This window comes from Microbacterium sp. (assembly GCF_040394595.1).
Classification (GTDB): Bacteria; Actinomycetota; Actinomycetes; order Actinomycetales; family Microbacteriaceae; genus Microbacterium.
Map to the genome: position 1 here is coordinate 26,536 of NZ_JBEBSA010000022.1, position 12,669 is coordinate 39,204.

The 12,669-nt window shown below is 62.7% G+C and carries 15 protein-coding genes and 1 tRNA gene; 4 read left to right on the plus strand and 12 right to left on the minus strand.

Annotation, left to right across the window (positions count from 1 at the left end):
• The 5 genes from ABWO84_RS14770 to ABWO84_RS14790 all read right to left on the minus strand — a co-directional run bounded on the left by ABWO84_RS14770 (position 1) and on the right by ABWO84_RS14790 (position 3,097).
• The gene (locus tag ABWO84_RS14770; RefSeq protein ID WP_353115889.1) at positions 1-459 is read right to left on the minus strand and encodes a hypothetical protein; all 459 of its coding nucleotides are present in this window, start codon (positions 457-459) and stop codon (positions 1-3) included.
• Between the two features lie 395 nt (positions 460-854).
• Positions 855-1,385 carry a hypothetical protein gene (locus tag ABWO84_RS14775; RefSeq protein ID WP_353115891.1) on the minus strand — a complete coding sequence of 177 codons (531 nt, stop codon included), beginning with the start codon at positions 1,383-1,385 and terminating at the stop codon, positions 855-857.
• 70 nt (positions 1,386-1,455) lie between these two features.
• Positions 1,456-1,827: an RNA-binding S4 domain-containing protein gene (locus tag ABWO84_RS14780; RefSeq protein WP_353115893.1), complete on the minus strand. Its 372-nt coding sequence runs from the start codon at positions 1,825-1,827 to the stop codon at positions 1,456-1,458.
• A complete protein-coding gene (locus tag ABWO84_RS14785) occupies positions 1,824-2,489 on the minus strand; it encodes a lysoplasmalogenase family protein (RefSeq protein WP_353115895.1) in 666 nt (221 codons plus the stop codon). The genes ABWO84_RS14780 and ABWO84_RS14785 overlap by 4 nt, the downstream gene beginning before the upstream one ends.
• A 29-nt stretch (positions 2,490-2,518) precedes the next feature.
• Complete coding sequence (locus ABWO84_RS14790; protein ID WP_353115897.1) at positions 2,519-3,097, minus strand: GNAT family N-acetyltransferase; 579 nt, start codon at positions 3,095-3,097, stop codon at positions 2,519-2,521.
• 121 nt (positions 3,098-3,218) lie between these two features.
• On the opposite strand from ABWO84_RS14790, the gene ABWO84_RS14795 reads away from it, so the two are divergent.
• Positions 3,219-3,292, plus strand: a tRNA-Pro gene (locus tag ABWO84_RS14795).
• A gap of 233 nt (positions 3,293-3,525) precedes the next feature.
• Here the strand turns inward: ABWO84_RS14795 and ABWO84_RS14800 are convergent.
• The 4 genes from ABWO84_RS14800 to ABWO84_RS14815 all read right to left on the minus strand — a co-directional run bounded on the left by ABWO84_RS14800 (position 3,526) and on the right by ABWO84_RS14815 (position 5,459).
• Positions 3,526-4,350, minus strand: a complete 825-nt coding sequence (locus tag ABWO84_RS14800) for a tyrosine-type recombinase/integrase (protein WP_353115899.1) — start codon at positions 4,348-4,350, stop codon at positions 3,526-3,528.
• A gap of 108 nt (positions 4,351-4,458) precedes the next feature.
• Complete coding sequence (locus ABWO84_RS14805) at positions 4,459-4,692, minus strand: hypothetical protein (protein ID WP_353115901.1); 234 nt, start codon at positions 4,690-4,692, stop codon at positions 4,459-4,461.
• Between the two features lie 16 nt (positions 4,693-4,708).
• Positions 4,709-4,927 (minus strand): helix-turn-helix domain-containing protein, encoded by a 219-nt coding sequence (locus ABWO84_RS14810; protein ID WP_353115903.1) that lies wholly within the window; start codon positions 4,925-4,927, stop codon positions 4,709-4,711.
• Positions 4,905-5,459: a hypothetical protein gene (locus ABWO84_RS14815; RefSeq protein WP_502915426.1), complete on the minus strand. Its 555-nt coding sequence runs from the start codon at positions 5,457-5,459 to the stop codon at positions 4,905-4,907. Before ABWO84_RS14815 ends, ABWO84_RS14810 begins: the two co-directional genes overlap by 23 nt.
• A 24-nt stretch (positions 5,460-5,483) precedes the next feature.
• Between ABWO84_RS14815 and ABWO84_RS14820 the strand changes: the two genes are divergently transcribed.
• Together ABWO84_RS14820 and ABWO84_RS14825 are read left to right on the plus strand one after the other, a co-directional pair.
• The gene (locus ABWO84_RS14820) at positions 5,484-5,858 is read left to right on the plus strand and encodes a sulfate permease (protein ID WP_353115907.1); all 375 of its coding nucleotides are present in this window, start codon (positions 5,484-5,486) and stop codon (positions 5,856-5,858) included.
• Positions 5,834-6,754 (plus strand): hypothetical protein, encoded by a 921-nt coding sequence (locus ABWO84_RS14825; protein ID WP_353115909.1) that lies wholly within the window; start codon positions 5,834-5,836, stop codon positions 6,752-6,754. Before ABWO84_RS14820 ends, ABWO84_RS14825 begins: the two co-directional genes overlap by 25 nt.
• 3 nt (positions 6,755-6,757) lie before the next feature.
• Here ABWO84_RS14825 and ABWO84_RS14830 read toward each other — a convergent pair whose 3' ends face one another.
• Together ABWO84_RS14830 and ABWO84_RS14835 are read right to left on the minus strand one after the other, a co-directional pair.
• Complete coding sequence (locus ABWO84_RS14830) at positions 6,758-8,191, minus strand: hypothetical protein (protein ID WP_353115911.1); 1,434 nt, start codon at positions 8,189-8,191, stop codon at positions 6,758-6,760.
• Between the two features lie 63 nt (positions 8,192-8,254).
• Positions 8,255-9,433, minus strand: a complete 1,179-nt coding sequence (locus ABWO84_RS14835; RefSeq protein WP_353115913.1) for a hypothetical protein — start codon at positions 9,431-9,433, stop codon at positions 8,255-8,257.
• A gap of 151 nt (positions 9,434-9,584) precedes the next feature.
• On the opposite strand from ABWO84_RS14835, the gene ABWO84_RS14840 reads away from it, so the two are divergent.
• A complete protein-coding gene (locus tag ABWO84_RS14840; protein ID WP_353115915.1) occupies positions 9,585-10,745 on the plus strand; it encodes a DNA cytosine methyltransferase in 1,161 nt (386 codons plus the stop codon).
• A 47-nt stretch (positions 10,746-10,792) separates the two neighbouring features.
• Here ABWO84_RS14840 and ABWO84_RS14845 read toward each other — a convergent pair whose 3' ends face one another.
• Positions 10,793-12,496: a DUF262 domain-containing protein gene (locus tag ABWO84_RS14845; protein WP_353115917.1), complete on the minus strand. Its 1,704-nt coding sequence runs from the start codon at positions 12,494-12,496 to the stop codon at positions 10,793-10,795.
• Positions 12,497-12,669 lie beyond the last annotated feature (173 nt).

The window sequence follows — 12,669 nt, forward strand, 5'->3', positions numbered from 1 at the left end:
TCAGCACCCAGGGGCCTGCGGCGTCTCCTGGCAGGTATGGGCGACGAGGGCGGTGCGCGCCTCGAAGATGCGCACGTCCTGTGTCGGGCCGGTTGAGGTCAGCAGCCCGTCGACAGGCTGCCATCCGGTTCCGAGGTCGATCTCCGCGCGGTAGCGGACATCGACCCGAGCGGCGTAGGTCCCTCTGTCGGCGTAGACGTGGCTGGTCGCGGTCGGTGTGAACGGCGCCTGCTTGAGCGCGGCCCAGGTCGCTCCGCCCTGCCGGTGCGTCGCCGTGCTTCCGTCGCCGTGCACGAACACGTACTCGACCGGGGTGAACCGCACCCGGATCGGGAAGCCGAACAGATCGCCCTGCTGCGTCTGCGCGGAGGCCGTCGCGACGAGGTTCATCGGAAGGCCGGCGACGCCCAGATTGTCCGGCTCCCCGCGGAACACGCTCGGTGCGGGGGAGAAGCGCACGAGATCTGTCAGTGTGATCGTCGGCGCTTCCGCCGGGCTCTCGGTCTTCGGCGTCGGCTTCTTCGGGTCTCTGGGGGCGTTGGCCTGATCGAAGCAGCTTCGGGACTGATCCCACGAGGAATAGCACTGCGAGAAGCGAGTGGTGGCGGAATCGTCCCACTTCGGGATGTAGCGGGCGGGACCGGAAGGGCCGCTGTTGCGGGGTTGGGAGCCGGAGGTACTCGGCAGCGAATGTTCAGTTCCGCCCGATCGGGTTTGTCGTCCCGAAACATCTACGCCCCGCCCGGCTTCATCAATAGCCCAGGCTGATGAGAGACCGCCCGATTCGTCCCCCGGAGGCGCGGATATCGATGGCACTATCGACATCGTGAAGGAGATCACTAGCGGAGCGAGAATCAACACTTGAAGTCCTCAGGGCGATAATTGGATTGAATCCAAAGTCCGGTTGAAGTTGGCGCCCCGACGAATATGACCCCGATTGGAACTCGAGTAGCGCGCCCTGTGGGCAGAAGCGATCTGCCACCGCTGTCGATCAGATCCACATTTGAAACGTCGGCACATAGCTTCGCCTCCACCTTGTTGACCTCAAACTTGATCGGAGTAAAGGTATCGATGCTTGTGATTCCTGACCTTCGAACTCCCTCCGCGTAGTAGAAACTGTAGTTTCGTTGCTCCGCAGCCTTAGCCGATCCGGTCAGCCAGTCGAATACTGGCTCGAACGTCTTGGGATCGCTCAGGTTGGTCGCGTTCGTCGCGTCCGTGTATGCCTGATACGTCGCCTCGGCCGCCTCGAACGCCTCCTCCTCGGAGGCGAAGATCGGCGTCTTCGTCGGCGTCGGTTCCGGAGCGGGTGAGCAGGCGGCGAGCGTCGCCGTCGCGCACACGGCAGCGAAGGCGAACAGGAGAGGGTGTTTCGGACGGGTCACGCGCACACGGTATCTCGGATGGCGAAGAAGCCTCGAAAGTTGTGCACAGGGCGAAAGTGCCCAGCTGCGGTCAGTCTTGCTGTTCGCGTCCGCGGAGTCGGTCGATGTCGCGGCGTTCGCGCTTCGTCGGGCGTCCCGCGCCCCGGTCCCGCACCGCGACGAGGGCGACGGGCTCGCGCGGCGGCGTCCGATCCTCGTAGGCGGCGACCGCGAGCGGCGCGCCGACGCGCTTGGTGAGGAGCTGCCGTACGACGAGGATCCGATCGAAACCGGCGATGCGCACGCGCAGCTCGTCACCGACCTTCAGGGCTTGCGCGGCCTTGGTCTTCTCTCCGTTGACGCGGACATGCCCTGCGCGGCATGCAGTGGTCGCGGCCGATCGCGTCTTGTAGATGCGTACCGCCCACAGCCAGCTGTCGACACGTGCCGAGGTGCCCGTCATGGCTGATTCTTCTTCCGGAGGGTGTGGAGCGCGCCCGCGATGATGAGGCCCTGGCCGAGCGTGTAGGTGAGCATCACAGCGGGGCTGGTCCACTGCGGCATGGCGTCGGGGAGGAAGAGTCGGAACGCGAGGATCGAGTCGCTCAGCAGGAAGAAGGCACCGCCGACGGCGACGATCGGGTGGCAGCGGGCGGACATGGTCGCGGTGCCGGCGAGGACGAGTCCGTAGAGGGCGACGCCGATGAGGAGCGGTCCGGTGTGCGGTCCGAGGAAGACGATCATGCCGATCCACCAGGCGGCGTAGACAAGCGTCCACCAGGGGAGGCGGCGCACGCGAAGGTGGCGTGCGAACAGCACGATGTATGCAATGTGGGCGATGCCGAAGAAGAGCAGCATCAGCGGCAGCTCGGGGGCGAAGGGGAAGAGTGTTCCGGCCTCGTCGCCGAGCCAGGAGAAGAGCAGTGCGCCGAGCAGCAGGATCAGCACCGCGCGTGGGCGGATACGGGGAGCCGTGACCAGCACAGGCACCGCGAGGAGCGGCATCAGCGTCATCTTGGTGGGCGGTGCAACGGGACTTTGCACGGCGAGGGCGACGACGTGGATCACCGCGAGGGTGATGTAGGGAACCCACGCGATGAAGCGGGCAGCAGTGCGTCGCGGCATCCTCCCATCGTATGGCGCGATACAGGGAATCAGAGTGTCAGGGTGACCAGCGGCCTCCCCGGTTTGAGCTCGCCGGTCTGGTGGAATCCTGCGGTGTGGAAGGTCGAGAGCATCCCGTGGAACATCTCGTTCGCGTGCTGGCGCCTCCCTCCGGTATCGACCGGATAGGCCTCGATGATGCGGGCGCCGGACTCTCGGGCGTAGTCGACGGCGGCCTCGAGCAGCGCGGCGTTCAGCCCCTTCCCGCGGTGCTCCCGACGCACCACGAAACAGGTCACCGCCCATACGGTCTCGTCGTCGAACGGCTCGGAGGTGGCGGCGGCGATCGTGCGTGTGTACTCGAGCCGGGTTTGGCGGGTTCGTGGGCCGATGCGGATCCACCCGGCGGCCTCTCCGTCGATGTATGCGACGATTCCCGGTGGCGGCCCCGCCTCGATCTCGTCGCGGAACATCTCCCGACGCTGATCGAGCGTGGTGCTGTTCCAGTCCTTGTTGCGCAGCACCGGCCAGATGCACTGGCATGATGCGCCGTCGCCGCCCCCGGTGATCGAATGCTGCACGTCGTCCCACCGCGCGATGGTGGCTCGTTCCGTGGTGATGGTCGCCATGCCAGCACGGTACGCCGCGCCTCCGACATCGACAACGGCACGCGCGAGGTCGGGTGGTTCGCAGTGGTCCGTCGCGTCGGCTAAGCTAGGGGAGTTGCCCGCGCTTCGGTGCGGACTGCCACGGGCTGTGGCGCAGCTTGGTAGCGCACTTGACTGGGGGTCAAGGGGTCGCAGGTTCAAATCCTGTCAGCCCGACAAAAAGCCCTGGTGAGAAGCAATTTTCACCGGGGCTTCGTCGTATCTGGACGTGGTCACTGGCTGGTCCACTTCCCCGATCCGCCCTCTCTGCTCGTTCGCCGATTGGTCCACTTCCGTTCGGCCTCGTCGGCCGTGGAGTGCACCAAAAGGTGACCAAGAGGTGCACCAGAACGCGGGCGCGACGGTGCTCCGGCCCCTGTGAGAGGGTCGGAGCGCGGGTCCAGAAGCGGTCACAAGCGGGGTCCGTCGCGGCGGCTCGCGTCCTTCCTCTGCGGGGTCTTGGAGAGAAACTGATTGGCCTGCCTCGCAGCTTCGGCGAGGTGTCGATGGTCGGGGTGGAGATACCCCTTGGTCGTCTCAATCGACTGATGCCCGAGGATCTCCTGGAGCACATGGAGGGCGATGCCGGCGTCGGCCATCCACGTCGCACCCGTGTGCCGCAGACCGTGCCGGGTGAGGTCCGGCAACCCGAGCCCCGCGACGAGATCATCCCAGTGAGTCGCATCCCGCACCGTCGCTGTGGTGAGTACGCCTCCGCGTGGCCCGCGCAGGAGCGGAGCTTCGGGCAACTTGTCTTGGGTGAGGCGTTCGAGGATCGGTTCGAGCGCATCGAGCATCGGCACGGGCCGGTCTCTGCGGCCTTTGGTCTTCTTGACGACGAGGCCACCTTTGCCGGGGTAATGCTGGCGTCTGATCCACACGATGTGGTTCTCCCAGTCAACATCACCGACTTGGAGGCCGGCGACTTCCGACCCACGGGCGGCTAGAAGGCTGGCGAGCATGACGTGATCGGAATACGCCTGATGCACCTTCCCGCACGCCTTCGCGAGCTTCCGCAGCGTCGCCAGATCCGGCAGCGCGTATTGACGCAGCGCTCCTGTGGTGTGGGTGACGTTGTTGCCGAGATTCCGACGAGCACGATGCTTGGCGGGGTTGATGGAGATGACGTCATCACGCACTGCCTCGTCGAGGACCCGGACGAGGGGTGCGATGGAGTTCTTGATCGTCGAGGCTGAGTGCTCGGCTTCCCAGGCGTCGATGGTGCGGTCGATCATCCCGGCGGTGATCTTCGCAACCCGCACATGCCCCAGCGCGGGCAGGACACGGAGGCGGAGCCCGGTGTCGTAAAGTTCGGCGGTGGAGGTCGGGTCCAGGCCGCGCTGCTACCGGTCGCCGATCGAGGCGGCGTAGTCAGTGAGGGTGACGGTTGGGTCGTTGCCGGTCTCGGTCGCTGCCCGCATCTGGTCGAAGAACTCCTCCACCTCCTCCTGCGAGTGGACGTGGGTGACGCGGCCGACGCGCTTATGAGTGGAGGGGTCGGTCCATCGGACGCGGGCACGGAACCCATCGACGCGGCGTTCGACATCGGTGGTGAGCTTCACTCCGACCGGTGGCATCCGCCGGTTCCGCGGATCAGCAACGATCGTTCTCCTGCTCGGTCACCCAGGCCCGCACGGTGACCGGGTTGTAGCGGGAGAGGCCACCGACGCGCAGGAATGGCGGCCCGATCTTCTCTCTGCGCCAGCGTGAGAGCGTGGCTTGGGAGACGTTTAAGAACTCGGCCACATCCCGCGCGCACCACAGGGCCTCGACGGGGTTGACGCCGTGGTCAAGCGCTGTTGGGGCGTTCATCGTCGAGACTCGCGTAGAAGGCGTCTTCGGCCGCCTGGCGCTGGGCGATGTCAGCGGTGACGAACGCATCGAAGTCCGCCGCCCGATCCAGGATCACGACATCCTCCACCGGCGGTGCAGACTTCTCACCGGGCCAGACGGTTTGCCGGGTGGGACGGTCGCGGTCCAACCGAGTGACGGAGCCTGCGACCCAGTCGCGGAGCCGCTGCATGGCATCGACGAAATCGCGATGCCAGCCGATCGGCGCGGAACCGTTCTGATCCGGGTCATACGCGCACAGCCAGTGCAGGTGCAATGCGGACAGTTCCCAGAGCAATTCGGGGTGTCGGTGCCAGAACGGCGGAATGACGTTCGCAGAGAGGCCGTAGGTGTGGCGGAGCCAGTTCACCCACCGGTCGAGTTCGAGCCATTCGGCCCCGGCCTCGTCGGCGGTCAGCAGGTTCCAGTTCACCGGATGCGGCGGCCCAGGGATCGAATCGGGATCGGACAGCGCCGGCTTCGTTCCGGGTGCTTCTGGACCCTCAGCGTCCACACCCGCAGCTTCCTGCGCCGCTACATGCCCACCAACCGGCTCCTCGATGCGATCCGCGCCAGGCACGGCCTCAAATGGGGCGTTCCTGTGATGCTCCTCGCGATCCCGTACCTCCTCGCCGCAGCCGTCTTCCGAGATCTCATCGAAGGAGGCGGACCGGGATGGCTGAACCTGCTGGTCCTGTTGTGCATCTGGAACTCGATGAAGTTGACCATCATCGGCCCCGTCAGCCTGGTCCTCCTACTACGGGCCAAGGAGCGTGAGCACATTGGGCGACGTCGATCCCGTCAAACCTCAGACCAGCTACGTGGGGAGCCTCAGGTTCCCGATACGAAGCACGAGACAATGGAGGCGGTCGAGAGTGAGGAGTGGCAGTGCCAGATGTCGGAGAAGAGCTGATCTATCGCCTGCGTGACTACTCCGTCTCGGAGCATGTCAGGGTCGTCGAGATCGATACGCGCAAGAAGACGCCCCGCTACGTGGTCGAATTCCTTGACGGTGATAATGCCGGTGCCCAAGAGAACGTGCCTGGTGGGCGGCTCCGGGGCAACTGGTCCGACGTCGCGGCATATGACGAACTCATGGCGAACTGGGAGCGGATCGACCAGGTGGAGCTTACCGACCCTGAGCAGGCGGCAGTCGGTCAGGTTTTCGATCTGCTGATCCCTGAGGAAGTCGCAGAGTACGAGTGGTCGCCTGTCCGGTACGCGACCCGTGTTCACCAGCGGGATGCGTTGCAAAAGCTGATCGGGATCACCGTTGATAACCTACTTGCCCAGAACGAGGGTTTCGACCTGGACGGCGACGTCATGCTCTCGGCCGACGGAACGCTCGCGATCGCTGAGTGTGCTTGCCAGATCAACCCCATGCCTGTCCTGGACTGGGTCCTGGAGGACGAGAAAGACTACCGAGAGAAGAGCACCAACGGACGCGCTGCTGTCAGCTACGACAAGCACGCCTACACGACGTCACCGGAGTGGGAGTATCAGTGGTATCTGGAACATGGTCGCCCCGTTCATGAGTTGCTCCGCTCCTGGTGCGGTCAGCGTGCGGCAACGCTGCAAGAACGCCTTGGAGCTGCCGAGGCCGAGAGTCGGCGCCTGAACGAGCTCATCAGCCGTATCTTCGAGGAGCTCAAACGGCTTGGGCACTCGCAGGCAACTGACTACCTCATCCGCACATACGAGGAAGAACGAATCACGCCCGCGAACTACCGTCCCGTCGTTGATCGTCCACTCAAACCCTCCGAGATTCCGGTCCGATACGTCACAAGACCACGGCGCTGGGGCTACTGACTGCTACCAGCCATAGAGCGATCTGGACTTCATGAATGGCGAAAGGTCACTGTGCGAAGGCTCAGGTGCCTCCGGGGGCTTCGCCGCGCGTGGGAGAGGGTTGACCCTGGATGATTCAGCATCGACCTGCGCCGCCCACTCCAGTGCATCTTCTTGCTGCTGGCCCTCAAAAAGCGCGGCGGCCTCGCGGATGGCCGCTGCGTACCGACGTAGGCGGTCTGCCTCTTCCCATTTCTCCGCCTGGCTCTTCATCGCATCCACCACGAACTGTGCCCGATACTTCTCTTTTGCGAGAGCCCGATCCTTTTTCTCCTGCTCACGGCGAGCGAGTGCACGTTCTTGCTCGGCTTCGCGATTCTCGATCTGGCGTTCGTGGCGCAGACGGATCTCTTCCAATATCTGTGCCAAGTCCTCTTCCAGCCCGTGGTCTTCTGTGTCGTGCCAGCTACTGGCCCAGAACGTCCCACCGTCACCGTTGAGAACTAGGCCGAGCCGTTCGGCGGGGACATCGTCGTAGTCGGGGAACAAGAACCCTCGCTGTACCCGCATGATCTCTCGCTGCGTCGGCTCATGGGGTTCTCTGAGCGTCTCCTGCGTGAACCAGAGCCGGAAGCTATCACCCTCGATGGAAAACTCGATCTCGTCCCGTCGTGGCGAATCACGGTACGTGTTGTTCGGGTTCCTCGGCTGATTCAGCACAGCCTTGACGGACATCTCCCGCTCCCGTGCCGCGACGGTCAGTGCCTCGGCCAGACGCAGCGCGCGTTTACGCGGACCTCCAGTTACCTGGAACGTGTCGCTCTCGGAGAGAGCGGTGGTGACATCACTCGGATTATGAAGGTGACTGGGTACCGCAATGGGGTCAAGCGCCCTGGTCTGCCACTCCGGGAGCGGCTCAAGCGTTACCGACAACTCGTCACGGGAAGGCCAAGAGAGCGTGATCTGCATACCGTCGGGGATCAGACCTCGATGCTTCGCCAAGGTGATGAGACGTCTGTAGCTGGCCTCTTCGCTCCGCTCAACAACAAGTCGGTGCTCCTCAGCCGCATTGAGCGCAAGCATGAACTGCTCAGTCTTGTTCGGCTGCTTCGCTCGGCGTGCGCCCTCTCCCACCTTTCGCAGCGTCGATCTCTGAGGCGGATGAGGCTCGCTCAGGCCTTGGGGCTCCGCGATGGTTGCTTGTCGCGGGTCGTCAGCCGTGCCGTCTGGGACCTCGTCCGGATATGAGCCATGTTCAAGGTAGTAGCGGCCGTCATCAGTGAGCGCTGCCGACCATTTCTCACCACGGCCGCGCACCTCGATCAGACCACGGTTATGCAGAGCGCGCCCCGAGACGCGATGTGACCAGTCGCTATAGACGTCCTCCGGGCAGCCGTCCTTTACCCAGTTCAGCACTTCTAGCTGAACCGCATTGAGGGGAACTGCTCGTCTACTCACTCCTCAATTCTCCCGGACGCGCGGAAGCGATCTCCAGACTCGCGAGAGAGGAGGTGCCAAGACCTACGCCTCCAGGTCGGCCAGGTTCGTTGCCCATTCCTCGGTAACTGCCTGCATTGGGGCGAGCCTGTCGGGGAAGTCGTTGTGCCGGTTCATCGCGGAGGTGGCGCCGAAGCGGAACTCCCATCGCCCTGTCGGGGAGAACAGGCAGGCTGCGACGACATCGAAGCCATCGACCGGGTAGAACCTGGATGCGGGATCGTTTTGGGAGGCGCGGGTCTTCTGCACCTCGACCTTGAAGTTGCCGTTGGCGTAGGTCTTCGGGCTGGCGTTCTTGCACTCGACTCGAAGCATCCGCCCGTCATCGAGGGTGACGTTGAAGTCATGTTGAGCGTCGAGATCGAGACGCTCTACGGAGGCGACACCGGGCGCGTGCTGGAGCTGGAGTTCGAGGTGGTACTCGGCCACGCCACCGCGGACGGCGACCGCGAGACGGTTGCGGCCGCCGATGATGTCGAGGATCTGTTGACTGGTGAGTGCGAACTGCTCTTCGAGGACGTGACGGCGCGGCACCTCGTCTGCTGCATCGCGGGAGGTCATCGCCAGGGCAGCGGAGTAGCGCAGGGGCGGGTCCAGACGTAGCGAGGTAGCCCGGCGTTCCAGGCGGGCGTAGTCGATCAGCCTGTCAGGAGTGAAGGCGACCACGGTTTCCAGGCTCGTCGGGGAGCGTGCCTCGGATCGCTTGTTCCCGGCCCGGTTGATCTTCTCCCAGACATGCCAGCCCGTGTCCTTGGCCTGGTCGATCTCGGCATCCTTGGCATAGAACGAGATCCCCATCGGCAGCGGGTCCCACAGGTGGGCGTCCAAACCAAGGATGATCCCGGCTTCGAGATCGACACCGAGGATCATCGTGACGTCCACGCCGGCCACGTCGCGGCCGACCGGATGCTCGCGCTTCCAACTCTCTTCCGAGCCGTAACGCAACTGGCCCCGCACTTCGTCGGCAGGCCGGTTTTTGATGGTGTTGCGAGTGATCCGGAAGGGGTAGATGAGCAGGCCGAGGCGTTCGTCGGAGTCCATCTGCACGCCGAGGTAGAGGGGTGCCCGGTTGGTGTCGCTGGCGTAGATCACTCGACCGCCCGACGCCTCGACCGCGTTGACGAGGAACTCGTACTGGTCGGCACGCCCGGAGACACGGTAGACCTCACCGAAGGCCCGGCGGGCGATCATCTCGTCGTCCATCGGGCACCTCCTGACCTCGGCTGTCCACAGAATTCGTCGGTCACACTGGGAATGTCGGTGGCACTTGGCAGACTGCTCTCAACGATAATGGTTGTACACGTCCGTCCGCAGGAAGCGGGCGGCGTGCGCACGAAAGGGAGTGAGGTGGCGTATGGGTGAGCAACTGCCGGTGGTCAGTCTGTTCTCCGGCGCTGGTGGTCTCGACCTCGCCGTGGAGCGTGCCGATGCCGAACCGCTGGTCGGCGCCGATCCGGGCAGTGGCCTGCTGCGGGTGTCGGTCGCGACGGACTACAACGAGCCCGCGCTGGCGACTCTCAAAGCCAACTTCGACTCCACCGCCACGCTGACCGGCGACATCCGCACCACCCCGACCGAGCAGATCCTCGCCACAGCAGGCCTGCGGCGCGAGGAACCGGTGCTCGTGGTTGGCGGCCCGCCCTGCACCCCGTTCTCAAAGTCGGGGTTCTGGCTGGAGCAGAAGAGAGAGAGCCGCGACCCCAACGCCTCACTGCTCGACGAGTACGTCCGGGTCGTGCGTGAATCGCGTCCCGAAGCGTTCGTGCTGGAGAACGTACAAGGCCTGACCTACAAGACCCACAAGGCCCAGTTCGAGCGTCTGCTCAAAGGTCTGGGCGAACTGGGCTACAACCCGCAGTGGAAGGTGCTCCTCGCCGCCGACTACGGCGTACCGCAGCTACGCCGCCGCGTTTTCGTCGTCGGCAGACGCGACGGGAAGAAGTTCGAGTTCCCCGAGCCCACCCACTCCGGGTGGAGCGAACGTGACCGCACGATCGACACCACCAAGATCCCGCACGTCACCGCCTCCCAGGCCTTCTCCGATCTGCCCCGCCTCGTGCGAGCATCGACAGAAGAAATCGTTGACGGGCAGTACGGCGAACTCGCCGCAGAGATCCCTCCCGGCCAGAACTACCTCTGGCACACCGAGCGTTACGGCGGGCGCAACCACTTCGAGTGGCGGAGCCGCTACTGGACCTTCCTGCTCCGCCTCGACCCCAACCGGCCATCCACCACGCTCCAGGCGCAACCGGGACCGTGGGTCGGCCCATTCCACTGGGAAAACGTCAAGACCGCCAACGGCGATCAGCGAGCACGACGCCTCCGCGTCAACGAAATGCTCCGCCTGATGTCCTTCCCCGACGACTTCAAGATCGACGGCACCCGAGCAGACGTACAACGCCAACTTGGCAACGCCGTCCCGCTCGAACTCGGCAAAGCCGTCATCCGGGCACTCATGGACCAACTCGGCTATCTCGGCCAGCGATCTGCAACGCGCGAGGTAGTCTTCGCCTGAGAAGGCTGGGCTGAAGCGTTTTTTCTGTCGGGGGTTGGTTTGGAACCCTAGAAAGGGAGTTTCCACACTTCGTCGTAGGCGCGCTCGGCAAGAATCCTCGCACGCTGGGATACCTCCGCTTGGCCCCAGACGTCTTTATCGAGCACGCCCCCTATGTCGTAGCTGATACCTTCGCTCGCCAGGATATGTTTCTTAGCGGCAAAGTCTTTGTCGTCGAGCTTCGTATTCAGTTTTTCACTCACAAGTAGTAGATTGCCAATGCCGGCGACGGCCTCGAACGCGACACCCTGTTTCAGTTCCTTCTGGGGTAAAATGTGTTCGATTGTAAGGAACTCAGTACCTGTTGAAGGCTGCGCGTGGCGAAGAAACGATTCAAGCACGTATCGAACTAACTTGCTATCACGCGAGTGATCGTTTGTAAAAAAGAATCGTTCTTCGAATGACAGAATGAACTGCTCCCTGTCGGGTCTGCGATCGAAAAGCTTGCTTCTGATATCGGTGAGTACCTGGCCACGCTGTTGTTGGTCATCGCCAGCATGGAAGAGTTCACGAGCTGCTTTCGCATACATCTCTGATACTCCACCGCTACTGCGGAGCTGGCTAACGATGGTGTGTTGAAAATGAAAGCGCTCTATTGCTTGGAGAGTTTTCTTGAGCGGGGCGATCTTCAGCCGCGGCGAGGACTCCCTGGCTCGAAGCAGCGACAACAACAAGGGTGCAGGCTGGACGATCCCGAAGATTGACAATGCGTCTAGACTTCGGCGGACATCATCTTCTTCCATTGCCCATGAGCGGGACGAAGGCTCGAGAATTGCTCGATATAGTGGCGCATCTTTAGCGAGTGATGAAAGCTGAGTCCGCGCTAAGGGCTTCGATTTAACCGACTTCTTTATGGCTGGGAAGAGTTTTCTTTCGGCGACGTAGTCTTCCTGCGACAGCCACCAATGCAAAATGAATCGATTGGGATCGATCCTTCGGCGAGTGTCGTTTGCCTCCAGCTCGTTACGCATAGCGTCCCAAGTAGTCCTTGCGGTGTCTGCCGCCGAGTTGCTAGTTCCGCGTAGTTTGTTAAGGATGAGGTTCTTCAGAAGGTCGACGACTTCAAGGTCTTTTCCCCTGCTGTTCAACGTCTCGAAGATCACATAAGCGTCATCTTCGTTTCCATGCTCAATCCATATGACACGCAAACCGAGTAGTCGGTCTCGTAACTCGCGCAACCAGATAGCGGGGTCTTGTCGTTGATCTACCTCATCTGCAATCCGCCGTCGAATGGCATCGAGTGCTTTCGAGAGAGCTTCTTCCTCCTCTGTGGTAGGTCTGACGTCCTTTTCGGGAGGATTCTTTAGAATCGCTTGGGACAAGAACCTTGAATCAACCTCGGTCTGGAGAGTAAAGCGCTGTTCGTTATTTCGATCCGCCTTCTCAAGGTAGCGATGAACCCCAGCCGCGAGATTCTTTTCGCCGAGTGCCTCGAACTGGTCGCGCAAGACTGCAAACATGATTGCGATCGTTGTGATTCTCTGCTGCCCGTCGACGAGACGACGAACAGGACTGTCTTGGTCGCGCCACACAACCATCGGCCCGATAAAGTAACCCACGCTGTTGTCGTAGACAACGTCACGCCAGAAATCGTCTAGGTTTGCTGCATCCCAGCTGTAGGGACGTTGAAATCTTGGGATGACGTAATAGTCGGCTCCCACGAAGAGATCCTCTATGGTTCGCTTCTCTGGCTGAAAGTCGATCTCCGTCACTCGGGGCCTCCATCTCTCGTCATATTGCTCGTGGTGGACGCACTTATGTGCGGAGTCGAGCCTCTGAGACGAGGATACCGGCCGGCACCTCCGTCGGGCTGGGCAACCATCGACTAGCTGTGATGTCCAGGGACGTTGTTGCGTGAATCGCGTGTGAGTTGCTGACGGGTGAA